Annotated in this window: 19 protein-coding genes, 1 tRNA gene and 3 pseudogenes; 13 read left to right on the top strand and 10 right to left on the bottom strand. The window is 60.8% G+C overall.

Features of this window, described 5'->3' with window-relative positions:
- The first annotated feature begins 260 nt into the window (after positions 1-260).
- The 4 genes from pnp (at position 261) to M4NBBH2_RS01195 (ending at position 4,039) form a co-directional block, all read left to right on the top strand.
- A complete protein-coding gene (gene pnp, locus M4NBBH2_RS01210; RefSeq protein ID WP_116269378.1) occupies positions 261-2,414 on the top strand; it encodes a polyribonucleotide nucleotidyltransferase in 2,154 nt (717 codons plus the stop codon).
- Between the two features lie 219 nt (positions 2,415-2,633).
- A complete protein-coding gene (tpiA, locus tag M4NBBH2_RS01205; protein ID WP_116269377.1) occupies positions 2,634-3,407 on the top strand; it encodes a triose-phosphate isomerase in 774 nt (257 codons plus the stop codon).
- A gap of 23 nt (positions 3,408-3,430) precedes the next feature.
- Positions 3,431-3,895, top strand: coding sequence for a preprotein translocase subunit SecG (gene secG / locus M4NBBH2_RS01200; RefSeq protein WP_082164565.1), 465 nt, complete (start codon positions 3,431-3,433; stop codon positions 3,893-3,895).
- A 59-nt stretch (positions 3,896-3,954) separates the two neighbouring features.
- Positions 3,955-4,039: transfer RNA gene (locus M4NBBH2_RS01195), tRNA-Leu, on the top strand.
- Positions 4,040-4,460: 421 nt separating this feature from the next.
- Here M4NBBH2_RS01195 and M4NBBH2_RS01185 read toward each other — a convergent pair.
- The 6 genes and pseudogenes from M4NBBH2_RS01185 to M4NBBH2_RS12310 form a co-directional block, all read right to left on the bottom strand.
- Positions 4,461-5,765 carry a TolC family protein gene (locus tag M4NBBH2_RS01185; RefSeq protein WP_116269376.1) on the bottom strand — a complete coding sequence of 435 codons (1,305 nt, stop codon included), beginning with the start codon at positions 5,763-5,765 and terminating at the stop codon, positions 4,461-4,463.
- Positions 5,755-9,033 (bottom strand): efflux RND transporter permease subunit, encoded by a 3,279-nt coding sequence (locus tag M4NBBH2_RS01180; protein ID WP_116269375.1) that lies wholly within the window; start codon positions 9,031-9,033, stop codon positions 5,755-5,757. Before M4NBBH2_RS01180 ends, M4NBBH2_RS01185 begins: the two co-directional genes overlap by 11 nt.
- Positions 9,030-10,130, bottom strand: a complete 1,101-nt coding sequence (locus tag M4NBBH2_RS01175) for an efflux RND transporter periplasmic adaptor subunit (RefSeq protein ID WP_116269374.1) — start codon at positions 10,128-10,130, stop codon at positions 9,030-9,032. The genes M4NBBH2_RS01180 and M4NBBH2_RS01175 overlap by 4 nt, the downstream gene beginning before the upstream one ends.
- Positions 10,127-10,477 (bottom strand): hypothetical protein, encoded by a 351-nt coding sequence (locus M4NBBH2_RS01170; RefSeq protein WP_170135092.1) that lies wholly within the window; start codon positions 10,475-10,477, stop codon positions 10,127-10,129. The genes M4NBBH2_RS01175 and M4NBBH2_RS01170 overlap by 4 nt, the downstream gene beginning before the upstream one ends.
- Positions 10,478-10,549: 72 nt before the next feature.
- Positions 10,550-10,606: pseudogene (locus tag M4NBBH2_RS12315) on the bottom strand (TetR family transcriptional regulator); the annotation flags it as partial.
- A gap of 23 nt (positions 10,607-10,629) precedes the next feature.
- A pseudogene (locus tag M4NBBH2_RS12310) lies at positions 10,630-10,722 on the bottom strand (hypothetical protein); the annotation flags it as partial.
- Positions 10,723-11,043: 321 nt separating this feature from the next.
- On the opposite strand from M4NBBH2_RS12310, the gene M4NBBH2_RS01160 reads away from it, so the two are divergent.
- Complete coding sequence (locus M4NBBH2_RS01160) at positions 11,044-12,267, top strand: LL-diaminopimelate aminotransferase (protein ID WP_022444026.1); 1,224 nt, start codon at positions 11,044-11,046, stop codon at positions 12,265-12,267.
- A 103-nt stretch (positions 12,268-12,370) separates the two neighbouring features.
- Here the strand turns inward: M4NBBH2_RS01160 and M4NBBH2_RS01155 are convergent, their stop codons facing one another.
- The 3 genes from M4NBBH2_RS01155 to earP form a co-directional block, all read right to left on the bottom strand.
- Positions 12,371-13,120 carry a nitroreductase family protein gene (locus M4NBBH2_RS01155; RefSeq protein WP_116269372.1) on the bottom strand — a complete coding sequence of 250 codons (750 nt, stop codon included), beginning with the start codon at positions 13,118-13,120 and terminating at the stop codon, positions 12,371-12,373.
- A 97-nt stretch (positions 13,121-13,217) separates the two neighbouring features.
- Positions 13,218-13,778: an elongation factor P gene (gene efp, locus M4NBBH2_RS01150; RefSeq protein ID WP_022444028.1), complete on the bottom strand. Its 561-nt coding sequence runs from the start codon at positions 13,776-13,778 to the stop codon at positions 13,218-13,220.
- Positions 13,779-13,869: 91 nt separating this feature from the next.
- On the bottom strand, positions 13,870-15,021 hold the full coding sequence (gene earP, locus M4NBBH2_RS01145; RefSeq protein ID WP_116269371.1) for an elongation factor P maturation arginine rhamnosyltransferase EarP: 1,152 nt from the start codon (positions 15,019-15,021) through the stop codon (positions 13,870-13,872).
- A gap of 105 nt (positions 15,022-15,126) precedes the next feature.
- On the opposite strand from earP, the gene uvrC reads away from it, so the two are divergent.
- Together uvrC and pgsA are read left to right on the top strand one after the other, a co-directional pair.
- Positions 15,127-16,998: an excinuclease ABC subunit UvrC gene (gene uvrC, locus M4NBBH2_RS01140; RefSeq protein ID WP_116270556.1), complete on the top strand. Its 1,872-nt coding sequence runs from the start codon at positions 15,127-15,129 to the stop codon at positions 16,996-16,998.
- 97 nt (positions 16,999-17,095) lie between these two features.
- Positions 17,096-17,722 (top strand): CDP-diacylglycerol--glycerol-3-phosphate 3-phosphatidyltransferase, encoded by a 627-nt coding sequence (gene pgsA, locus M4NBBH2_RS01135; protein ID WP_116269370.1) that lies wholly within the window; start codon positions 17,096-17,098, stop codon positions 17,720-17,722.
- A gap of 118 nt (positions 17,723-17,840) precedes the next feature.
- Here the strand turns inward: pgsA and M4NBBH2_RS01130 are convergent, their stop codons facing one another.
- Complete coding sequence (locus M4NBBH2_RS01130) at positions 17,841-19,487, bottom strand: formate--tetrahydrofolate ligase (protein ID WP_116269369.1); 1,647 nt, start codon at positions 19,485-19,487, stop codon at positions 17,841-17,843.
- A 404-nt stretch (positions 19,488-19,891) separates the two neighbouring features.
- On the opposite strand from M4NBBH2_RS01130, the gene M4NBBH2_RS01125 reads away from it, so the two are divergent.
- The 6 genes and pseudogenes from M4NBBH2_RS01125 to rpsP form a co-directional block, all read left to right on the top strand.
- Positions 19,892-20,650: an electron transfer flavoprotein subunit beta/FixA family protein gene (locus tag M4NBBH2_RS01125; RefSeq protein ID WP_116269368.1), complete on the top strand. Its 759-nt coding sequence runs from the start codon at positions 19,892-19,894 to the stop codon at positions 20,648-20,650.
- Between the two features lie 25 nt (positions 20,651-20,675).
- Positions 20,676-21,605: an electron transfer flavoprotein subunit alpha/FixB family protein gene (locus tag M4NBBH2_RS01120; protein WP_116269367.1), complete on the top strand. Its 930-nt coding sequence runs from the start codon at positions 20,676-20,678 to the stop codon at positions 21,603-21,605.
- Between the two features lie 2 nt (positions 21,606-21,607).
- The gene (locus tag M4NBBH2_RS01115) at positions 21,608-22,006 is read left to right on the top strand and encodes a PaaI family thioesterase (protein WP_160117842.1); all 399 of its coding nucleotides are present in this window, start codon (positions 21,608-21,610) and stop codon (positions 22,004-22,006) included.
- A 115-nt stretch (positions 22,007-22,121) separates the two neighbouring features.
- Positions 22,122-22,940, top strand: coding sequence for a 1,4-dihydroxy-2-naphthoyl-CoA synthase (gene menB / locus M4NBBH2_RS01110; RefSeq protein ID WP_022444035.1), 819 nt, complete (start codon positions 22,122-22,124; stop codon positions 22,938-22,940).
- Between the two features lie 17 nt (positions 22,941-22,957).
- Entirely contained in the window at positions 22,958-24,058 is a 1,101-nt protein-coding gene (locus M4NBBH2_RS01105; protein ID WP_116269365.1) for an AMP-binding protein, read from the top strand.
- A gap of 202 nt (positions 24,059-24,260) precedes the next feature.
- Positions 24,261-24,503, top strand: a pseudogene (gene rpsP, locus M4NBBH2_RS01100) (30S ribosomal protein S16); the annotation flags it as partial.
- Positions 24,504-24,587 lie beyond the last annotated feature (84 nt).

The following is a 24,587-nucleotide window of genomic DNA, read 5'->3' as shown; positions in this document are numbered from 1 at the left end:
ATGGTTCGATGGCTGCGGTTCTGCTCAAGTTTTTACCTGAGCGGGCCGCAGTTTTCTTTTAATAAAAGTGTTTTTCTTATCCGGCAGGCGCTGATGGCTTCGCGCGTTGCGACATGGATCCCTTCAGAAAGCGTCTGAAGGACATCCGGGCAGAGGGCCCCGGACCTCTGGCGAAGAGGGAATCCATGCCGCAGCGTGCCGTCACGACATAGGCTGACCTGTCAGGCGAAAGGAAAACTTCTCTAAGGAATACAGTCAATATGACAATGTTCAATAAGGTCTCCCGGACTTTCCGTTTCGGCGACAACGACGTTACGCTCACGACCGGTGAAGTGGCCCGCCAGGCCTCCGGCGCCTGCGTCGTGCAGATGGGCGACACCGTGGTGCTCGCCACTGTTGTCGCGAAGAAGGAAGCGAAGGAAGGCCAGGACTTCTTCCCGCTCACCGTTGACTATGTTGAGAAGGCTTACGCGGCCGGCCGTTTCCCCGGCGGCTTCTTCAAGCGTGAAGGCCGTCCGTCTGAACACGAGACGCTGACCTCGCGCCTCATCGACCGCCCGATCCGCCCGCTTTTCCCGGATGGCTTCTATAACGAAGTGCAGGTGATCTGCACGGTCGTGTCCGCTGACCCCGAAGTGGATCCGGACATCCCCGCCATGCTCGGCGCTTCCGCCGCTCTGCAGATTTCCGGCATCCCCTTCAAGGGCCCGATCGCCGGCTGCCGCGTTGGTTACATCAACGGCCAGTATGTCTGCAACCCGCACGTCTCCCAGATGGCGGATTCCAAGCTCGACCTCGTCGTTGCCGGTACGTCCCGCGCCGTGCTGATGGTGGAGTCTGAAGCCGACCGTCTGCCGGAAGATGTGATGCTCGGCGCTGTGAGCTTTGGCCACCAGCAGATGCAGGTCGCGATCGAAGCGATCAACAGCCTCGTTGAAGAAGCCGGCAAGCCCGCCTGGGATTGGCAGCCGCCCGCGAAGAACGAGGCTCTCATTGCCCGTATCCGCGAACTCGCTTTCGACGGTCTCAAGGCCGCCTACGATATCCGCCAGAAGCAGCCCCGTTCCGAGAAGATCCGCGCCGTGTACGAACTCGTGCATGAGACGCTGAAGAAGGACGCTGAGGCCGCCGGCGCCGAACCCACGTTCGATCAGAACGAAGTGGACGGCATTCTGTTTGAAATGGAAGCGCACCTTGTGCGTGACCGTATTCTCCGCGGCGAGCCCCGTATTGACGGCCGCGACACCCGTACGGTGCGTCCGATCGAAATCCGCATGGGCGTCCTTCCGCGCACCCACGGTTCCGCGCTCTTCACCCGCGGCGAAACGCAGTCTCTCGCCCTCACGACGCTCGGCACGAAGCAGGATGAGCAGATCATCGACGGCCTCACCGCTGAGAGCCGCGACCGCTTCATCTTCCATTACAACATGCCCCCGTTCGCGACCGGCGAAACCGGCCGTATCGGCTCCCCGAAGCGCCGCGAAATCGGCCACGGCCGTCTCGCGAAGCGCGCGCTCGCCGCTGTGCTTCCGGATTACGACGATTTCCAGTACACGATCCGTGTCGTGTCTGAAATCTGCGAATCGAACGGCTCCTCCTCCCAGGCTTCGGTCTGCGGCGGCTGCCTCTCGATGATCGACGCCGGCGTTCCGCTGAAGGGCCTCGTTGCCGGTGTGGCCATGGGCCTCATCAAGGAAGACAACAAGTTCGCCATTCTCACCGACATTCTCGGTGACGAAGACCACCTCGGCGACATGGACTTCAAGGTTGCCGGTACGGAAGACGGCGTGACCGCCCTCCAGATGGATATCAAGATCGACGGCATCACTGAGGACATCATGAAGCTCGCGCTCGCGCAGGCTCACGACGGCCGTATGCACATCCTCGGCCTCATGAAGGAAGCGGTCGGCAGCGAAAAGCGTGAGCTTTCCACCTACGCTCCCCGCATGATCACCGTGAAGATCAATCCGGAGAAGATCCGTGACGTGATCGGCAAGGGCGGCTCCGTGATCCGCGGTCTCGTTGAGGAAACGGGCTGCAAGATCGACGTCGAGGAAGACGGCACCGTGACGATTTCGTCCGCGGATACCGCGAAGGCTGAAGAAGCGAAGCGCCGTATTGAGGAAATCGCGGCGGAAGTCGAAGTGGGCCAGATCTACGAAGGCACGGTCACCCGCATTCTCGACTTCGGCGCTATCGTCCAGCTCCTCCCGGGCAAGGACGGTCTGCTCCACATCTCGCAGATCGCGAATGTCCACGTTGACAAGGTCACCGATTACCTGAAGGAAGGCCAGAAGGTCCGCGTGAAGGTGATCGAGGCTGACGAAAAGGGCCGTGTGCGTCTGTCCATGAAGGCGCTCATCAATGATGAGAAGCGCGCCGCTCAGGAAGGCTCTGACATTCAGCAGGCCTGATGCCCCTGATGTCTGACATCTGACGCCTGAAGAGGAGGGGGCTGAAAAGCCGCCTTCCTCTCCGCTCAGGATCGAAGCCGGTCCGTTATTCCAGAAATGGCGGCAAACGCCCTTCGGAGTGACGGCCGGCTTTTCTCAGCACTTGATCTGCGTCAGTTGTTCGAAAGAACTTTCTTCAAGTAAAATATTTAGTCTTTTCTGAAACAGGATCGGGAGACCATGAGCCGTATTCCGCTCGTTGTTGGAAACTGGAAAATGAACGGCTCCCTCGCGTCGTCAGACGCCTGGCTGAGGGAGTTCCGGGAGCTCTGCCGCAAGGACGCGGTCCGCTGTGAAAGCGGGCTCTGTGTTCCGTCGGCGTACCTTCTCGCGTTCACGCCGAAGCTCGACTCGGAGCCCGTCGCGGGTGAATTCCATGTCGGAGCCGAGGATGTGAGCGACCGGGTTGGCACGGGTGCCTTCACAGGCGAGGTGAGCGGCGATATGCTGCGTGACCTCGGGGCCTGGTGGTGCATTGTCGGGCATTCGGAGCGCCGGACGCTTTACGGCGAAACGGACGAACGCGTGGCAGAGAAAGTGAAGGCGGCGTATGACGCCGGGCTTCATCCGATTCTCTGCGTGGGCGAAACGCTCGAGGAACGGAACGCGGGCCGCACCCGTGAAGTCGTTCTGAGACAGATCGCCGCAGTCCTTTCTGTTGCAGGAATTGAAGCGCTCGAAGCGGGCGCCGTGGCCTATGAGCCCCTCTGGGCGATCGGGACCGGCGTCGCGGCGGGCACTGACCAGATTGAACCCGTGCATGCCGTGATCCGCGGCGCGCTCGAGGAAGCAGACCCTGTGAAGGGCGGAGCGATCCGCATTCTTTACGGCGGGAGCGTGAAGCCCCAAAACGCTGCAGAGATCATCGCTCTGCCTGATGTGGACGGCGCCCTGGTAGGCGGGGCGTCGCTCGACGCAGGGAACTTTTATCGGATTTGCGCCGCAGTGCGGTGATATCGGTTTATAGAGGAAAAAGAATGTCCTTATTAATGAGCATTGGCCTGGTCGTACAGGTGCTTTCCGCCATTGCCCTGATCGTTCTCGTGCTGCTGCAGCACGGCAAGGGCGCTGATCTCGGCGCCGCCTTCGGTTCCGGCGCTTCGGGCTCGATCTTCGGCGCCGCCGGTTCCGGCAGCTTCCTGTCGAAGATGACCTGGATCATCGGCGCGGTGTTCTTCCTGTCCACGATCGCGATCACGATCGGTTCCGGTGCCTTCGCGCATCACAATGCCCGCCAGGCGAGCGATAACGGCGGTGTGCTCGGCACGCTGTCCTCCGTTCCGGCTGACGTGTCTGCTCCGGCCGCGGCTCCGTCTGCCCCCGCTGCTGCCCCGTCCGCTCCGGCGGCTTCGGGCGCTGCTGCCCCGGCTCCGGCTGCCTCCAATACGGCTGATACTAGGAATAACCCTACCACCCCTTCCCAAAACGAAATTCCTAGGTAAAATAACAATCCTACGTGACGCGCAAAACAAAACAGCGCAAAACGTATTAACAATCTAATGCGGTCGTGGCGAAATTGGTAGACGCACCACTTTGAGGGGGTGGCGGAGAAATCCATATGAGTTCGACTCTCATCGACCGCACCAGTTTTAACTGAGTGTTCCGCAAGGAACGCCGGTTAGGGAGTGTCGGAAGCGCGAGCGACCGGTGCTTAAAAAGACAGGGGTGTCGCCAAGTTGGTTAAGGCATCGGATTCTGAATCCGATATCCGTAGGTTCGAGTCCTACCACCCCCGCCAACTGAATACTGCACGGAAACGTGGGAAAGGCCAGAAGATCTGATGATTTTCTGGCTTTTTTGCTGTCCGGAAGAAAAATATCAACCCCTGTCAAGGCTGATCGCCCTGGCAGGGATTTTTTTCGTCTTGACAGCCGGGGATGCCGCTGACCAATGAAAATCAAGCCGGCCATTGCTTTTTCTGCTGACGGGGACAAAAAAACGCCGGGGAAGAACCTCGGCGTTGGTGAGAATAGGCGGATACGGGCTTTAAACGGCCCCAGGAGGCGATCAGACCGAGTGGGTGAGCTTCCTGATGCGAAGCCACGCCCGGACGCGTTCTGAGGCCGCGTGAACGACCCGCGCTTCTGCGGCGGACCGCATGGATTCGGCATCCAGCACTTCGGTGTGCGGCGCGAGCCCCGCGCCATAGCGTTCGGATGTCACACGGAGATTCTCTTCCGCGAACCGGAGAGAGGATTTGGCGGCATTAAGACGCGACTCTGTCTCTTCCCAGGCGAGCCACGCGGTTCTCATGTCAAGTCTTAAGACTGACTCCGCCTCAGCCCTGGCGTCAGTCAGCGCTCCCGCGGTCTTTTCGCTTGCTGCGGCGCGTGATGACCCGATGCCGCCATCGAATATGGTCCAGGAAACCACCACGCCGGCGATCCACCCGGAGCTTCGTTCTTCGGTGAGATAGTGCCCGTTCTGCTTCCCGTAGCCCGCGACAAGCGCGGCCTGCGGGAGATTGCGGGCCCGCGCGGCCCCGGCCGCGGCGTCCGCTGCTTTGACCTGTTCGGAGAGTGAGGCGAGCTCCGTGCTGGAGCGCACAGCGTCGTCTGTCAGTTCCGGAAGCGTTTCAGAGATCAGCGGCTCCGGAATAGGGTCGAGCGTCACGGATTCATCGAGCTCGCGCCCGAGAAGCCGGTTATAGGACGCCTCTGCGGTGGAGAGGGCGGTCTTCGCCGCGATCACCGCGTCATGCGCTGTCGCGAGCGCGGATTCGGCGGCATAGAGTTCGTTCTTCACCGCCATCCCTTTTTTAAGCCTCGCCTCGGTCTGCTTCTTATGCGAAGCCACCGCGGCTTCGTGCTTCTCCGCGGCGCGCAGCAGAGCTTCCGCCTCAGCGACCGCCACATAGTGGAGGGAGGCCTGATAGCGGACTTCGTTTTCTGTCGTCTTTTCGACGTAGGACGCGGAGTCCGCTGCCGCCTCACCCGCTTCAATCAGTTTTGAGATCCGGCCTCCGGTGTAAAGCGGAAGGGCCGCGGAAACCGCATACCCCGTCGTGTGATTCTCGCTCACCGGGACCGACGCCGAGAACCCGAAGAGGTTCACGTTCATTCCGAGACCGCTCTCAAACCGGAAGTGGTTCGCGGAGAGCGTGACGGATGGCATCCGCTCCGCCTTTGCGGCATCGAGATTCTCGCGCGCCGCGGCGCTGAGGCTTCCCGCGGCTTTAAGCGGGCGGGACGCGGCAACAGCGGCGTCTGCCGCGGCGGACATCGATTCCGCGGCCGCAGGGGCGGGCGATAGGGCGGCGAAGACCGCCGCCGCGAGCGGGAGGACGAGTGATACGGTTCTTTTACTCTTCATCCTTCGCCTCCTTATAGGGCCAGCGCGTGTAGTACCAGTAAAGCATCACCGGAGTGAGCGCCATCGTGAACACCGTGGACGCGATCGTTCCGAAGATGAAGGAGCAGCCAAGGCCGCCGAAAATCGGGTCAATCAGCATGATGATGGAACCGAAAATAATGGAGAGCGACGTGAGAAGAATCGGGCGGAGACGGACGGCACCGGCAAGCAGCACCGCTTCCCGCACCGAAATCCCTTCCCGCATGTATTCCGTCACGAAGTCCGCGATAAGAAGCGAATTGCGGACAAGAACGCCCGTCAGTGTCACAAGGCCAATCAGCGATGTGGCGGAGAAGATCTGTCCCGTGAGCCAGTGCCCCGGGAAGAGCCCGATAAAGCAGACCGGAATCGCGGACATCACGGCGGCCGGCAGAATAAACGACCGGTAGTACGCGACGAGAATGAAGAAGATCAGCATGACGGCGGCCGAGAGCGCGATAAAGAGATCGTGGTAGCAGTCAAGCGTCATCCGGATCTCACCATCCCAGAGGAGCTGCACCGGGGCTCGGGAAAGGTCGGCGCGGACCGGCGTCAGGCCGAGGTTTCCGGTCGCGAGACGGTCGCCGTTTCCGACCGGCATCCCGTTAAGCCGGTGGTTCAGATCGAGCACCGCGTAGGCCGGGACCGAGTTTCCGAGTTCACCGCCGACCAGCACCACCCGAGTGCCGTCTTTATTCAGAATCGGACGGGGAGCCGTGGTGTGTGTCACGCGGACGAGTTCTGAGAGCGGTACATCGAGTCCCAGTTTATTCTTCACGGTGAGACCGCCAAGCTCCGCCGGATCCACCTTGTTCCCGTAGTCCGCGCGGAGAATCACGGGCTGCGCAGTCCGTTCGCCCGGCGCGTGGCCGTAGCCCACCGTTTCCCCTGCCGTATAGCGGCGGAGCGCGAGAGCGGCTTCCGCGGGGAAGACACCGGCAAGCGACGCTTTCTCCTGATCCACTTCGAAGCGCGCCTCAGGAATATCGGTCGGTTCCGTTGTCGTCGTCTCCACCATGTCGTACGTGGAGCGGAAGGCGTTTCTCACCTTTTCGCTTGCGGCTCGAAGCTGCTCACCGTCGTTCCCATAGATTTCGGCAAGCACAGTGGCCCTCATCGGGGGTCCCGGCGGATCCTCTACCACCTGGATCGTGGATTCCGGGTACCGGGCGGAGACTTCCTTCAGGTCCTTTCGGAGCTTCGCCGCGATTTCGATCGATGTCCGGTGGCGTTCGCCCTTATCAACGAGATTCACGCGCACCGCGCCGATGTTGCTCCCGGGCTGAGTGCTGCCTCGGAACATGGCGGTGAAGTCGGGGACACCAGGCATCCCGGACCAGGAGAGAACGTCCGTTACCTCCGGAATCTGCTTCACAATCGCCTCAGTATCCCGCACCGCGCGGTCCGTCACTTCAAGCGGCGTGCCGTCCGCGAGTTTGAGAGAAACGTTAAAGGTGTTCTTGTCGTCCTTCGGAAGGAACCCGGTCTCAACGCCAAAGAGTGACACCGGTCCCGAGATCCCCTGCGGCCGGATGAACTGCCAGGCGGGCATCAGGAACGAGAGGATGAGAAGGAGCGTGAGCGCCGCGAGGAAGATTTTGGTTCGCTTCGGGTTTCCGACGAGCCACCCGGCGGTCCGATAGTAGAAGTGACCGAGTTTCCCGAGTTTTGGGCGGCCGTCCGGGCTCGGCTCTTCCTTATGATCCGGAACCTTCAGGATCCGCTTCGCGGTCCACGGGGCGACGGAATACGCGATGATGAGGGAACTGAACACCGCGGTCGGCACCATGAAGCCGATCGGGAAGAAGTACTGCTTCGGCATCCCGGAGAGCGACGGAATCAGCGTGTAGAAAACGAGCATCACAGTGAAGGTCGCAAGGATCGTCGGATAACCGATTTCAGACACCGCGCGGGCGGCGAGTGTCGCCCGGTCCGCGGTGGGATCCGCCGCGTAATGCCGGTCGATATTCTCGATCACCACGATCGAGTCATCGACGAGAAGCCCGAGCGCGATCACAAAGCCGAAAAGCGACACCCGGTTGATCGTGAGTCCCGCCGCTTCGTTGATGAAAAGCGTAAGCGACAGAATGAGCGGGATCGTGATCCCGGTGATGCAGGCCGCGCGGAACCCGAGGAAGATCCAGGTGATCGCGAAGACTGCGGCGATCGACACCGCGATATGACCGATCACAGAGTTCACGGCTTCGTTTGCCTTCGCTCCGTCGTTACGCGTGATGATGAGGTGAACGTCTTTCGGGAGGAACTGCTCCTGCATCCGGTGGATGCGTCCGAGCATCGCTTCGGTCGCCACAACGGCGTTTGTGCCCTTTTTCTTCGCCGCCACAAAGGTGACAGAAGGGGCTTCGCCCGCGGCAGACTTCGCGAGTTTCGACGCCGGCCCCGGGGCCCAGCGGCTGAGTGCGGTGCGTTCGGATGACGGTCCGTCTGTGACGTCTGCCACATCCTGCAGCAGCACTGGCCGCCCCGCGGGAGACGCGATCACGAGGCGCTTCAGGTCAGCGGCCGATGTCACAAAGCCGTCGTAGCGAAGCGTGCGGCCGGTATCCGCGGCGGCTTCTGATCCAAGCGGCGCCGCGATATTCGTGGTTTTGAGGGCGAGCCGCACGGCTTCAGCGGGGATCCCGAAGGACGCGAGTTTCTTCGGATCCATTGTGACCTCAAACTCCCGCGTCCGGCCGTCATAGACGTAAGACGTCGAGACATCCTTGAGGCTCGTCAGCCCCTCCACAAACCGCTCGGCGATCCGCCGCAGCGCGTAGTCGTCGTAGCCGCCACCTGTGAGTGTCACGGCAAGAATCGGCACGTCATCCGCATCCGCGCTGATGATCCGGGCGTCTGACGCCTCTTTCGGGAACTCGTTTCTCGCGCTCCGGAAGCGGTCGTAAAGCTTCACGAGACTCGCTTCCTTGTTTTCGTTTACCTTGTACTGCACGCTGATCACGGCAGCCGAATCCATCGCGGTCGAAAACACGTGATCAACCCCTGGAATCTGGTTGATCACGCGTTCCGCGGGCTTCACGATGAGGTCCTCGATTTCGGCGGGCTTCGCGCCGGGAAGCGTGATGATCACTTCGGCTGCCGGCATCGAGATCTGCGGGTTCTCTTCGCGGGGCGTGGTTAGTACGGCGATGATGCCGGCGGCAAGTGACGCGATGATGATGAGGATCGTGAGTTTTGAGTCCACGAACCATCGCGCGAAGCGCCCCGGGAGATTCAGCGGCTTACTCACGGCGCGGCTCCGGCTGCGGCGGCAGGATCAGGTATCGCTTTCACCGGTGCGCCGTCCGTAAGCGATGAAGGCGGAGACTTCACGAGAATTTCATCCCCTTTCAGCCCGGCATCGGCTTCACGCGATCCGTCGGGGAGCGTGGTGCCAAGCCTCAGCCAGTGGAATTCCGCGTGACCGTCCCGGATTACGAAGCAGCCATCCAGCCCCCCTCGGTTCGTGATCGCGGATTTCGGGATAAAAATGCCTTTTTCAGACGCGTTCCCGGCGATCGCTGCGCGGCCGAAGGTCCCGGTGAGAATCCGGTCTCCCTTCGGGAGCGCGATTTTCACCACCCCAGTGCGGGTCACGGGATCCGCGGAATGTACGGCCTGCGTGACGGTCCCTTTGATGGGATCAGTCCGGCCGTCCAGCGTCACAGCCGCGGGGTCGCCCGGTTTCACAGAGCCGAGAAGCTCGGCCGGCAGATGGATTTCAAACACCTGGCCGTCCAGCGACTCAAGTGTCACGATAGGAAGCCCCGGGACCGCAAGCGTTCCGGGCTGCAGCTGAATCGAAAGGACGCGCGCCGGTTCCGGAGCCCGGATCACGGCGTCGCCGAGCCGCTCATTTGCCTGCGTGAGGCGGGCGCGTGCGGCGCGAAGCGTTTCAGCCGTCTGATCCCGGAGGAGCTTGACCTTCCGGAGCTCGATTTCGCTCGCCGCTTCGTCGCGATACAGCCCCTCAAACTTCTGCACATCGGTTTCCGCGTCGCGGAGCCGGATCGAGGCGGCCTTCACGTCCGCGTAGGCCTGCTCGCGGATCGAGCGGACATCAGAGTCATCGAGCACCGCGACCACATCGCCTCGCTTCACGAGATCCCCTTCCTGATGCGGAACGGATCGGATATAAGCGGGAAGGCGGGACGCCATCGGGAGGAGGCGGGACGCGGCAACGGATCCCGGAAACTCTCTCGGAGCGCTTGTTTCCATCACGGGGCGGATCGTTTCCACCTGGAGCGGCTCAGCCTTTTTATCCGCCGCGGGGCTTCCCGGCTGATCGGAGCATCCGGTGAGGATGAGCGGTATCGCGAGAAGCGCAGCGAGAAAAGCGGATTTCATGACGCGTCCCCAATCTTCAGCACCCGGATGAGGTGATCGGCGTAGTCTTCGGGCGACGGCGTTTCCTTCGCGATCCCCGGAAGGTGAAGCCGCATATCGGAAAGCGTATAGGCATAGGAACAGGAAGCGATGAGAGAGAGCGCGATTTCCCCCGAGTCAAGATCGGGCCAGATCTTTGCGGCCTCCGATTGGAAGAGCCTGAAGCCTTCGCCGAACACCCCTTCACCGAGCACCTTGCCCCGCTCCTTATCCTCATCGATCAGCGACCGGAGAAGGAGGCGGCCTCGGTCCTGATCCTCGTAAAGCGCCTGGCAGAGTTCCGTCAGCAGGGCGCGAAGCCGCGCCACCGGTTTTCGGTGCGATTTCACCGCGGCTTTGAGGTTCGCGATGGTGCCTTCCGCCGTGCGTTCGAGTACTGCGAGATACAGCTCGTCCTTACTCGTGAAGTGGTAATAGAGCGCGGCCTGCGTGAGTCCGAGAGCGTCCGGAGAGCGTCCGCGATGTTTCGCATCGTGACGCCATCAAACCCCCGTGAGGCAAAGAGGCTCTTTGCGGCTGCGATGAAGTCGTCCCGATTTCTGGATCCCGGCATGTCTGCTCCCTTGTTATGCTTATGGTTATGCGCTGAGCCCTTTCGTGTCCCATTCGGACGGAAGGGCTTTTTTACTGATTGATTAGCAAGTAAATTATAGAACAGCTGGAGTTTTCAGGCCGTTATCCCGCGGGACACGAGATATGGCGGAGGATATTGCGGAAAATTCCCGTATTTCGGGGTCCGTTTTGCGCTTCAAGGCACCTCAATTCCGTTAAACTCGAAATTCACCAGAAAAACTTTTATCCCCTGCTCGTCTGAGCACGGTCTTCAATACCGAAGGCGCTGCTCCGGGCTCAAAAAAACAGATAAAGAAACATCATGACAACTGTTAACGGCAATTTTCTCAAGTTCCCTGGCGTCTATCTCTTCCAGGAAATCGCTCATCAGGTCGCGGCCTTTAAGAAGACGGCTCCCGAGAAGCGTGTGATCAGCCTTGGCATCGGCGACGTGACGCAGCCGCTCGCCCCCGCGGTGATCCGCGCGCTGCACTCTGCCGTGGACGAGATGGGGAACGCAGCGACCTTCCGCGGCTACGGTCCCGAGCAGGGCTACGCGTTCCTTCGCGAAGCGATCGCGAAGAATGACTATCAGGACCGCGGGATCAAGGTGGACGCGTCTGAAATCTTTGTGAGCGACGGCGCGAAGTCGGATGTCGGCAGCATCCAGGAGCTCTTCTCAAACGACGCCGTGATTGCCGTGACCGATCCGGTGTACCCGGTTTACGTGGACTCGAACGTGATCGCCGGCCGCGCCGGTGACTACGTGAACGGCAAGTGGTCGAACATCGTTTACCTCCCCTGCACGAAGGCGAACGGTTTTGTGCCGGAGTTCCCGAAGGTCCGTCCGGATGTGATCTACCTCTGCTACCCGAATAACCCGACCGGCACGGTGCTTACGCGCGACGCGCTGAAGGCTTGGGTCGACTATGCCCGCCGCGAAGGCAGCGTGATTCTGTACGACTCCGCCTACGAAGCCTACATCACGGAACCGGGCGTTCCGCACAGCATCTATGAAATCGAGGGTGCCCGCGAAGTGGCGATCGAATTCCGCAGCTTCTCGAAGACCGCCGGTTTCACGGGTCTCCGCTGCGCCTACGTGGTGGTGCCGGAAGAACTGAAGATCTCGGACGGCAAGGGCGGCCAGGTCGCTCTGAAGCCCCTCTGGAGCCGCAGAAACGGTACGAAGTACAACGGCTGCCCCTATATCGTGCAGCGCGCTGCCGAAGCGGTGTATTCCGAAGAAGGCAAGCAGGAAATCCGCCAGACGATCGGGATCTATCAGAAGAACGCCGCGGTGATGCATGAAGGCCTTACCCGCATGGGTCTTGAAGTGATCGGCGGCAAGAACGCTCCGTACCTCTGGGTCGCGACGCCGGAAGGCACGGACTCCTGGGGCTTCTTCCATAAGGTCCTTGAGAACGCAGCCGTGGTCTGCACGCCGGGTGTCGGTTTCGGCGCCGCCGGTGAAGGCTATGTCCGTATGACCGCGTTCGGCTCTCCCGCGGACACCGTTGAAGCGCTGGAGCGTCTCGCGAAGATCTGATGATCTGACGCGGACCGCGCAGGAAATAAAAGCCGCAGGTTTGACGCCTGCGGCTTTTTTGATGCCTGGGGACAGCCAGCAGCTGCTCCGGAGTCTTGGATTTTCAGAGCGTGTGTCCGACGGACTGCGATGCAATCACGATCTGACGGGGTTTAAGCGAAAGCGCCTCGCGCGCCGCGCCCCGGTCAAGCGTAATGCGGCAGACGGTGCCAAGCCCCATCGCGGCGCAGGCGAGGTAACAGGCCTGCACTTTCGCGCCGACATCGATCATCACGGCGTTCCGGACCGAGGTCTGGGTCCAGGTGCCGATACGCTTGAAGCGGTCGCTCCGGATAAAGGAGAGGAATTCACTCGCGGATTCCGTCGCGCGGATCTTCGTACTCTCGAGATTCGCGACATAGACGAGGTGCACCGGGGCGCGGGAGACGAGCGGATCTACAGGGGCGACGGCGGTCCTGAGATCGCCTCCCTTGATGAAGCGGAGACTCGTCCGCTCGGGTTCCCAGAGCCAGACGCCGTTTGACTTCACGACATAGATCTCAATCCCCTGCCAGTTGAAGGGAGAGGGGGTCGTGCGGCGGCCGTCCTTCCGGTTGATGCCGTCTGTCGCCCAGAGGAGGTTTGAGAGCATCTGATCGGAAATCGTCTGCTCGGCGAACTGCCGGTCAGTGTGCCGGTTCATGAGCGCCTCGGTGAGAGACACCGTCATCGGATCCGGAATCGGAAGCGGGCGGAAAATGCCAAGGTCTGCCGCGTTTCGCTTCCGGAGAGGATCCGTTACCGCTTCCGTGAGCTTGATCTGCAGCGCGCGGCTCTTATAGCCAAGCTTCTTCAGTTGTTTCTTGAGCGACATCGCGAAAAATGTCCTGAGGTTAAGAAAAGGGCCTGAAGCGGAACTTCAGGCCCTGTGCAGCAAAGCGGCGCCGGTTTTTCTCCGGCCCGGCGCGGAATTACTTCACGCGGTTGCTGTACTCACCCGTACGGGTGTCGATTTCAATCTTGTCGCCGACGTTGATGAAGGCGGGAACCTGCAGTTCGTAGCCGGTGTCCTTCAGCTTGGCGGGCTTCATCACCTTGCCGGAGGTATCACCCTTGACGGCGGGCTCGGTGTAACCGATTTCACGGACAAGCTTCGTCGGGAGTTCGACGGAGATCGGCTGGCCGTTGTAGAAGGTGAGTTCGCCAGGCATTTCTTCCTGGAGATACTTCTTCGCTTCTTCCATGGCATCCTCGCCGACTTCGTACTGGTTGTAGTCAGCGTCCATCCAGACGTAGGACGGATCAGCGTAGTAGGAGTAGGTCACTTCCTTGCGCTCGAGAACGAGGTCTTCGAACTTGTCGTCAGCGCGGTACACGGTTTCCGTGTTGGCGCCGGTGAGAAGATTGCGCATCTTCATCTTGACGGTAGAGGCGCCACGGCCACCCTTGGAATAGACAGCCTTAACAACGACCATCGGTTCTTTACCGACCATGAAGACGTTGCCGGCGCGGAGTTCCTGTGCGGTTTTCATAGATGTACTTTTACCTTTAATAATGCCTGGCACATGAGGGTTGCATCGAGATCGGCAAACGAAAGCCCGGCATGAAAGAATTTCAAGCTGATTATTTTAGCCCTTTTTTGGCAGCTGTTGCGACCGCGCGGGTGAGGGATCCCAGAGACGCGAGATGGCGTGACCAGAGAAGGCTGCCGCGCGTGAGTTCCGGCGTGAGATCCCGGAACCGGGACCAGAGACCGGGAGTGAGCGATGCCTGATTCCATCCGAGACTCGTTTCCCGCCAGACGCGGGCCGCGTCTTCCCCATACTCCACCGCCATCCGGTCGAGGAACGCGTTCAGTTTCACGATATGCGTGTCCTCTTCCTGCGGGTAGATGGTCCAGAGGAAAGGTTTCCCCGCGAGCTGCGCGCGGACAAACGAATCCTCGCCCCGGATGATCAGCGCGTCGCACGCCCAGAGCACCCGGTCGAACGACTCCTGCGGAACCGCGGGGACGGGAGAAAAGGTGACCTGAGGGGGATTAAGTCGGCCCAGCGCTTCGCCCAGCATCTCTCCCGCGCGGCCTGGTGCCGCGATTACCTGAACGGGGCGGGGGTCAGAAGCGAGCGCCTCGGCGAGCTGCGCGATCGGAGCCGTGGGGTACGAGAAAAAGAAGAGATTAAACGGGGCGTCGGGTTCCCTCGCGCCGAGAGCCTCAAGAAGCGCACGCCGGTCAGAGACGGAAAACCGGTCCCGCGCGTCGAGAAGCCCGTTCTCAATCATCACGCCCCCCGTACGGCGGGTGAATCCCGGGAAGAGGAAGGTCTTCGTGACGGGGAGTCTCGGGTGAGGGGAGGGCAGTCCGTGACACTCTTCCACCCAGTCTTCGGCGGAGAGGTATTCGAGATTCAGCCACGCGACTTTGTGACCGTGGAGCGTTTCCCTCGCGATCGCTTCTTCAAAACTGTCAGGGAGCCGGCAGCCGAAGGTTTCAATCACGACGTCAGAGGGCACCGCGGTTTCCGAGTCTTCCCAGCGTCGGACGAGGATGCCGAGCGATTCAGCGCCGGAGGGCGGGAGTTCTGCCGGGACGCCGGATGTGATTTTGGAAAGTGTCACCGCGTCATCGATATAAAGGGTCACACGGAACCCTTCTTCTTCCGAGAGTCCGCGCGCCAGCCGCCAGCAGACTCCGGCGTCTCCGAAGTTATCGATCACGTGGCAGAATATGTCGCACGTCACCCGGGGCTCAATTGTTTTTCCTGCAGCCTCTATCATTCGTTACCGTCCGGTTGTCTCTTAAGTTTCATGCCGGCCGCGGAGCAAGGCGAAGCGCAAGGCTTCCCGGCCGTTTCCGCGGCCTTCGATCAGGTTAAATACGTCATGCCAAAGGGAACCCCTCCAGCTGATTTTGATTATCAGGCGATCCTGAAGAATCTGCCGCCGCTTCCCGGCGTGTACCGCTATTTTGATGCGGATGACAACTGTCTGTATGTCGGAAAGGCGCGCGATCTGAAGCGCCGGGTCTCAAGCTACTTTCAGAAGAGCGACCTCTCGCCCCGCATCGCGCTGATGGTGTCGCAGATTCATCGGCTGCAGACGACGGTGACGCGGTCGGAGGCCGAGGCGCTGCTTCTCGAGCATAATCTCATCAAGTCGCTTGACCCGAAGTACAACATCGTTTTCCGGGACGACAAAACCTATCCCTACCTGAAGATCGGGAATGAAGAATACCCGAGGATCAGTTTTTACCGCGGCGGCGTCGATAAGAAGAGCTCGTTTTTCGGCCCCTTCCCGAATAGTGCCGCGGTCCGGAATTCCATCTCGATCCTGCAGAAGGTGTTTCTTCTCAGAACCTGCGAGGAGGGCGTCTTCCAGAACCGGTCGCGTCCGTGCCTCCTCGGTCAGATCGGGCGCTGTTCCGCGCCCTGCGTCGGGAATATTTCAGCGGAAGACTACGCGCGGGACGTGAAGCGCGCGAAGCGGTTCCTTGAGGGGAACAGCTCTGAAATTCTGAATGAGCTGCAGAGCCAGATGGCGAAGGAAGCCTCTGAGCTGCGGTTCGAGGCGGCCGCGGCGACGCGGGACAAGATCGCGTCGCTTTCCACGGTCCTTGAGGGGCAGACCGTTGAGACGACAGGAGGCGACACGGACGCCGATATTCTCGCGGTTTATATCAAGTCGGGCGCTGCCTGCGTGAATCTCGCGATGGTGCGGGGTGGCCGGCACCTCGGTGACCGGGCGTTCTTCCCGACACTCGCGCGCGGCACCGCGGCGGAGGACCCGGGAGAAGTGCTCGAAGCCTTTGTGTCGCATCACTATGAGAATCTGCCCGTGCCGACGCTTGTGATTACAGCGGACGCCCGGAATCCGGAAGAGATGTCTTCTCTCCTCACCGAAATCGCCGGACGCCGGGTCCCGGTGATCCATGATCCGCAGGGACCGAGAAAGCGGTGGCTCGAGATGGCGCAGGCGAATGCCCGCATCGCGCTTGAGAGCCGCCTCGCGATCGAGCAGAACGAAACCGCGCGCCTGAAGCAGCTTTCGGACGCCCTCGGCATGATGCCTGAGAGCGGCGATCTCAGGGACTTCCGGATGGAGTGCTTCGATATCAGCCACACGTCAGGCGAAGCAACGATCGCGTCCTGCGTCGTCTTCCGGAATTTCAAAATGGATAGCTCGGAGTACCGGCGATTCAATATCGATGACGTGAAAGCAGGGGACGACTACGCGGCCATGAAGGAAGTGGTGACGCGGCGCTACCTCCCCGTGTCCCGGGGCGAAGCGGTGCTCCCGACCGTGGTGCTGATTGACGGCGGACGCGGTCAGGTCGAGATGGCGCGAGAAGTGTTTGAGGACCTGGGGCTCGATACCTCGCATATCGTCGGCGTCGCTAAGGGTGAAGGCCGCAAGGTGGGGCTTGAAACGCTTGTCTTCCCGAAGGACAGCGGCCGTGCGCCGCTCGTACTCGGAGAGCATTCAGCCGCGCTGATGCTCGTCGCCGAAGTGCGTGACGAAGCCCACCGCTTCGCGATCACCGGGATGCGCGCCCGCCGCGCGAAGACCCGGAACCGGAGCCAGCTCGAGGATATCGAAGGGATCGGCGCGAAGCGCCGCTCGAGGCTTCTCGCCCGTTTCGGCGGCATGAAGGGGCTTAAGAACGCGTCTGTAGAGGAAATCGAAACGGTTGACGGCATTTCGAAAAAGCTCGCCGAGAAGATCTATCTCAGCCTTCACGGCGAGGCGTCCGCCTGACGATCCGCGTGAAAAGGAGAAGTTTCACGTCCTTAAAGCGCTAGAATGTTCCCGCGTGTTGTTATTCAGCTCTTTCGCAAAGGCTCTTGTCGTACCAATGGATTCAAATTCCCCCACCGCTTCCGTCACGAAGGAAAGAAAACGCTTTAACGTGCCCATGGCGCTCACCTGGACCCGTGTCGCGCTCATCCCCTTCGTTGTCGGCGTTTTTTATATTCCGTTCCTCAGCCAGCATGCCCAGAACGTGATCGCGTGCGTGATTTTCTGCGTGGCGGCCATCACTGACGCGCTCGATGGCTATATCGCGCGGAAATACGATCTCACCACGCCGATGGGGGCGTTTCTGGATTCGGTCGCCGATAAGCTCCTTGTCTGCGCGGCGATCATCGCGCTGCTCGCGCTCGACCGCGTCGGGATGCTTGTCGCGCTCATCATTGTCGGTCGCGAAATCGCGGTGACAGGGCTCCGTGAATGGATGGCAAAGATCGGCGCTTCCTCCCACACCAAGGTGAACTGGTACGGGAAAGTGAAGGCGATCGCTCAGATGGTGTCGATTCCGCTGCTCCTCTGGTACGACCCGCTCGGTCCTATCAATATCGGGGAAATCGGCTCCTGGCTGATCTGGATCGCCGTGATCCTGACGCTCTATTCGCTCGTGATCTACACGAAGGCCGCTATTCCCTTCCTTTATCCGGATGAGAAGCTGAAGAATCAGGATCGCTGAGAAAAAGTTTCCGGATACAAAAAACGGACCGCAGTTCAAAAGCTGCGGTCCGTTTTTTTATAGGGTTTTCAGTCCGCCCGGCCTTCCGAAGGCGGGGCGGTCTGAAACGGTTTGACGCTTAGGAAAGGCCCGTGATCTGGCCGTTCTTCACGTCGATCTTGAAGGCGTTCGGAGCCTTCGGGAGGCCCGGCATGCGGAGGATGGAGCCCGTTGTCACGACGACGAACCCAGCGCCCGCGTTGAGGATCAGACGCTCAACCGGAATGCGGAAGCCCTTCGGTGCGCCAAGGCGCTTCGCGTCATGCGTGAGGGAGAGCGGGGTCTTCGCGATGCAGACCGGAAGACGGCCGAAACCCCACTCCTCAATCTGCTTCAGATCCTTCTTCGCCTTTTCGGAGAGATCAAAGCCATCCGCGCCGTAGCAGCGGGTGACGACTGACTGGATCTTGTCGAGAATCGGAGCGTCCGCTTCGTACGCGAAGTTGATCGGCTTCGGGTCACCCTCGCACGCAGCAACCACTTCGCGCGCGAGATCCATCGAGCCTTCGCCGCCCTTCGCGAAACCGTCCGAAATCGCGAACCGCGCGCCGAATTCCTTCACGCGGCTGCGGACGATTTCGACTTCCGCCTCGTCGTCGTTTGCGAAGTGATTCAGGGCGACCACGACGTTCGGGCCGAAGGCCTGCATGTTGCGGATGTGGTGATCGAGGTTGCAGAGGCCCTTCTTCAGCGCCTCGGGATTCGTTTCGCCGATCTCAGCAAGCGGCACGCCGCCGTGCCAGTGGAGAGCGCGGAGGCTCGTGACGAGCACCGTGGCGCTCGGGTGAAGGTCAGCGGAGCGGCACTTGATATCGAAGAACTTCTCAGCACCGAGTTCAGAACCGAAGCCTGCCTCCGTGATCGCGTAGTCGCCGACCGTCAGAGCGGCTTCCGTCGCGGCAACCGAGTTGCAGCCGTGGGCGATGTTCGCGAACGGACCGCCGTGAATGAAAGCGGGGCCGCCTTCGATCGTCTGAACGAGGTTCGGCTTCGTCGCTTCGAGGAGCAGCGCCATCAGAGCGCCCGTGCAGCCCACTTCACCGCAGGTGAGCGGCGTGCCGTCCTTCTTCGTCGCCACGACGAGCTTATTGATGCGGGCGCGGAGGTCGTCCTCATTCTTCGCGAGGCAGAGCACGGCCATCAGTTCAGAGGCCACCGTGATATCGAAACCGGTTTCCGCCGGAATGCCGTTCGCGGAGCCGCCGAGGCCCGTCACGATGAAGCGGAGGTGACGGTCATTCATGTCGAGCACGCGCTTCCAGGTGATTTCCTTGATGTTCAGCTGATCGCGGTAGCGGCAGTTATCAAGGACCGCGGCGAGGAGGTTGTTCGCCGAGGTGATCGCGTGGAAGTCACCCGTGAAGTGGAGGTTGATCGACTCCATCGGGAGAACCTGGGAGTAGCCGCCGCCAGCCGCGCCGCCCTTCATGCCGAAGCACGGGCCGAGAGACGGTTCGCGGAGCGCGAGGCAGGAATTCTTCCCGATCTTGCGGAGGCCCTGGGCGAGGGCGATCGAGGTCGTGGTCTTTCCGGAGCCGGCCGGCATGCCGGAGGTCGCCGTCACGAGGATCAGTTTCCCGTGGGGCTTACGCTCCGGGTTCAGGTGAACCTTTGCCTTGTCGCGGCCGTAGGGTTCGAATTCGGCATCAGTCAGACCGATTTCGTGAGCGAGCTGCTCAATCGGTTTCAGTTTGACGGAATGCGCGATTTCAATATCAGAAAGCATGGATATCTCCTCAAGAGATTACTTGGATAACAAAAAGAGAAAAACACGAATCTGACACGGCCGGCGGCGAGGACCAGCATCCGGAAGGAGGTAAACGCACTCAGAAAAACTTCCGGGAGGAACAGGCAGCGGGCGGGCCGCGGATAGCCGGGAAAGCGCGGAACTTCCGCTCACATCCGGATCACGGCAACATCTTTTTATTTTGACAGATTAAAAAGGCTCTGTGGGCGCGGAACCCTGATATTTGGGACGCCCTGTTACGGATGGTTCTACGCCGAAAGTCGCATTTTTTAATCCGGATCCCGGATTTCTGTCCCTTTATAATTCCTGCCATCTCTTAAACAGAAGGCGCTTCGCGCGGGAACTCCCCGAAGCGCCCTGAAAGCGCAAGGAGTTTTTTCATAATGAAGGTGCTGGTCGCAGTAAAGCGAGTTGTTGACTACAACGTGAAGGTCCACGCTCTGCCTGACGGCAGCGGGCTTGATATTGATAAGAAGCCCATGGTCAAGCGTTCGATGAACCCCTTTGATGAAATCGCGGTTGAGGCGTCCGTGCAGCTGAAGGAAGCCGGCAAGGCGGACGAAGTGGTTGCCGTGACGATCGGTGACGCGAAGGCGGTCGATACGCTTCGCGTCGCGCTTGCGATGGGCGCTGACCGCGGCATTCATGTGAAGACGGACGCGGCGCTTGAGCCGCTCGCCGTGGCCCGCATCCTCGCGGCCGTGATCGGGAAAGAGAATCCGGATGTGATCGCGTTCGGCAAGCAGGCGATCGATGATGACGCCGCGCAGACCGGCGCGATGACGACCGCGCTCCTTGATCTGCCGTTCGGACCGAACGCCGATAAGATCGCGCTTGAAGACGGCGCACTCGTCGTGAGCTCCCAGACGGGTGACGGCACCGAAGTCCGCGCTCTCACGCTTCCGGCCGCGTTCGCGGCAGATCTTCGTCTTGCCGAGCCCCGCTATGTGACGCTTCCGAGCATGATGAAGGCGAGAAAGAAGCCTGTTGAAACGATTGAAGCCGCGTCGCTTGGCACCGATACCGCGCCGAAGCTCACGGTCACCGCGTATGAAGCCCCCGCCGCCCGCAAGGCCGGCGTCAAGGTTTCCAGCGTCGCGGAACTCGTTGACAAGCTCCGCAACGAAGCGAAGGTCCTCTAACCCCATTCGGAACTATTGAATAGAAATGTCGATTCTTGTTGTCAGTGATTTTTCTGAGGGAAGCTTCCGCGCTTCTTCGACCCGTGCCGCCGTCGCGGCGGCAAACCGTATCGACGGAAACGTCGATCTTCTGATTGCCGGAAAGGGAGCCCGCGCGGCTTCTGACGCAGCAGCCAAACTCCACGGCGTTACCCGCGTTCTTGCGGCGGATTCGGATTCGCTCGACCATCTGTCCCCTGAGACCCTTGCCTCCCAGGTGCTCGCGGTCGCGTCCAATTACACCCATATCTTCTTCGCACTCGGGTTCCTGAACCGCGCCGCGATGCCGCGCGTCGCGGCGAAGCTCGGCGTTTCGCCGCTTACCGAAATCTCGGACGTGATCGATGCCTCGACCTTCAAGCGCGCGATCTACGCGGGCGGTGTGATCACCACGGTGAAGACCTCCGGCGCCCCGGTTGTCGCCTCGGTCCGTACGACGTCCTTTGAAGCCGCGGCGGATGACGGCGCGGCCTCTGTCGAAGACCTCGCTCCGGTTGAAGCGTTTGCGAAGAACACGTTCCGTTCCGCTGAGATCATGAAGAGTGACCATCCTGACCTCCTCACCGCGAAGCGCGTGGTGGCGGGCGGCCAGGGTCTTGACGGTGAAGCCGGTTTCAAGGCGCTTGAGGCGCTCGCCGATAAGCTCGGCGCCGCGATCGGCGCGACCCGTGTCGTGGTTGATAACGGCCTCTGCCCGAACGAGTGGCAGGTGGGTCAGACCGGAAAGATCGTGGCTCCGGATCTCTACATCGCTTTCGGTATCTCGGGCGCTCTGCAGCACCTCGCCGGCATGATGGGGTCGAAAGTCATCGTCGCGGTGAATAAGGATCCTGAGGCTCCGATTTTCGACGTAGCGGATTACGGTCTCGTCGCGGATGCCGCCTCGGCCGTTGAAGAACTCACGAAGGCGCTCTGAGCGTGGCAGCCGTGGGACTTCAGAAGACGCTCGGGTTTGAGATCCTGCCGGAAGTGAAGCCGGGTGAGGTTGAGGCCCGCTTCACGGTGACGGAAGCGGTGGCGCAGCCTTACGGCTACTGCTCCGGCGGCACGATGCTCGCGCTTGAGGAAACGATGGCTGGCGCGGGCTCCCGCCGTATCGCGGGAGAGGACGCGATGCCGCTCGGCATCAATGTGAGCGCGAACCACGTGAAGGCGGTGCCGGTCGGAGGGCTTGTGACCGCCCGGGCGACAGCGCTCCGCACGGGGTACCGGCTGCATGTCTGGAACGTGGATCTCTTCGATGAAGCGGGAGACCTCGTTTCCACAGCCCGTGTGACGAACGTTATCAAGCGGCGGAAAACCGCTGAGGAACACTAGCGCGCCGCCTGGTTTTTCCCGGACGGCGCGGAAAGGGGAGTGCTGAGCTTATTTTTTACCTGAGCTCAGCCTCCCCTTCCGATTTTTTGCATGACATTTTTTTGAGGAACTGAAGATGACTTTTGCCTGGAAACCGATCAAGGAATATTCCGACATCCGGTTCGAACTCTTTGAAGGCATCGCGAAGATCACGATTAACCGCCCTGAAGTGCGTAACGCCTTCTCGCCCGTGACGGTCGCCCAGATGGGAGAGGCGTTCGCGATCTGCCGCGAGCGTGAGGATATTTCAGTCGTGGTGCTGACCGGTGAAGGCGACAAGGCTTTCTGCTCGGGCGGCGACATGCATTTCAAGGGCCGCGGCGGCTATGTGGGCCCGGACGGCGTGCCGCGTCTCAACGTGCTCGATGTTCAGAAGCAGATCCGGTCGCTTCCGAAGCCCGTGATCGCGATGGTGAATGGCTACGCGATCGGAGGAGGCAACGTCCTCGCCACGGTCTGCGACCTCACGATTGCGTCTGAAAACGCGATTTTCGGTCAGACCGGCCCCAAGGTCGGAAGCTTTGATGCGGGGCTCGGCGCGTCCTACCTCGCCCGCATCGTGGGTCAGAAGAAGGCGCGCGAAATCTGGTTCCTCTGCCGTCAGTACAGCGCGAAGGAAGCGCTCGAAATGGGGCTCGCGAACACCGTGGTGCCGTTCGATAAGCTTGAGGAAACGACTGTCGAATGGGCAAAGCAGATGCAGCAGTACAGCCCGCTCGCGCTCCGGTTCCTGAAGTTCGGCCTCAACGCGGAGCTTGACGGTGAACTCGGTCTCCAGCAGTTCGCGGGCGACATGACGATGCTTTACTACATGACGGACGAAGCCCAGGAGGGCGGAAAGGCGTTCCTCGAGAAGCGTAAGCCTGACTTCTCCAAGTCTCCCCGCCTTCCGTAAGCGGATCGGAGGTGAAGATGCTTCCTCAGTCAATCGATATCAACGGCCGCGTGATTTCCGGTGAGGAGGGGTTCCGCGAGGCGCTCCGCACGGAAACGAACGACGAAATCCGTAAGGTCCTCGAGTTCTGCCTTCACTGGTGCGGGCCGGACCCTGAAGTGGTGCTTCATACGTCAGGATCCACCGGCGTACCGAAGGAAATTCACGCGAAGAAGACCGCGATGCTCGCGAGTGCCCGGATGACGGTAGAGCGTCTCGGGCTCAAAGCGGGTGACACCGCGCTCCTCTGCCTTCCGATGGATTACATCGCGGGGCAGATGGTGGTGGTCCGGGCGCTTCTCGCGGGGCTCCGCGTGATCGTTCAGGATCCGTCGCGGCACCCCTTTGAGGGGCTCACGGAATCCCCGGTTTTCGCGGCGCTCGTCCCGCTTCAGGTCAAGGCGTCGCTCGAGACCCCGAAGGAAGAAGCTCTGATGCGCGGTGTCCGGGAACTCATCATCGGAGGCGCGGCGACGGACGACACGCTCGCCGCCATTCTGAAGACCTTCCCGCATCACGTCTGGTCCACCTACGGGATGACGGAGACGCTCTCGCACGTCGCGCTGCGGCCGCTCTCGGGCCCAAAGGCCGGCCCCTGGTACGAGCCGCTCCCCGGCGTGACGCTTTCCGAATCCTCCCGCGGGACACTCGTGATCAGCGCTCCGGCGATCGACGTCCCGAGAATCGAGACGAACGATATCGTGAAGTTTGCTGAAGGGAGCAAGGAGTTCCGGGTGCTCGGCCGCGTCGATAACGTGATCGATACGGGCGGAATCAAGGTGCCGGCTGAGGCGCTTGAGGACGCGATCCGGTCTGAAATGCCGGTCCCCTTCGCGGTCACGTGGCTTCCGGACGAGGATCTCGGAAGCGCGGTGACCGTGGAAGTGGAGTCCGATCACCCGATCGCGCTCCCTGACTTCCGTGCCATTCTGAAGCGTGAGGGGCTTTCTCCCTACTGGAAGCCCCGTCACGCGGTGTTTGTTCCGAAGATTTCCCAGACCCGGTCCGGAAAGCCAGACCGCAAGGGGATTCAGCGCGCGGCAGCTGAAGCGAAAGGGGACCTGAAGCAGGATCTCTGAAAGAGACGCATCTCTTTGTCCCAATGGGTTTATCCCGGAGGGGCAGAGAGTTGCAGTGTTTCTCCTTTTCGCATAAAATGCCAAGTTCCTGACTCGTGCGCATACACGCGCCGGGTCGATTTATTTTTGTCAGCCGGGTCCATACCCAAGAAGGAACCGGCTGATTTTCAACTGACTTTTGATAAGTTACGAGGTAATTAGCATGGTTGTTATCCGTCTGGCTCGCGGCGGCTCCAAGAAGCGTCCTTTCTACAACGTTGTTGTGACCGACTCCCGTATGCGTCGCGACAGCCACTCCATCGAGCGTCTTGGTTACTACAATCCTGTTGCCGCCGGTGCCGACGTCCGTCTTCACTTTGAAGAAGACCGCGTGAACTACTGGCTCTCCAAGGGCGCTCAGATGAGCGACACCGTGGCCCGCCTGTTCAAGAACCGCGTCGCTCTCGCCGCTCCGGAAAGCGCCGAAGCGAAGGCCGCCACCGCCGCCAAGAACGCTGCCAAGAAGGCCGCTGCTCAGGCTGCTGCTGAC

The sequence above is a fragment of the Mesosutterella multiformis genome (genome assembly GCF_003402575.1).
Lineage (GTDB): Bacteria > Pseudomonadota > Gammaproteobacteria > Burkholderiales > Burkholderiaceae_F > Mesosutterella > Mesosutterella multiformis.
The sequence above is the reverse complement of the archived record's forward strand: the minus strand, read 5'-3'. Positions and strand labels throughout refer to the sequence as shown.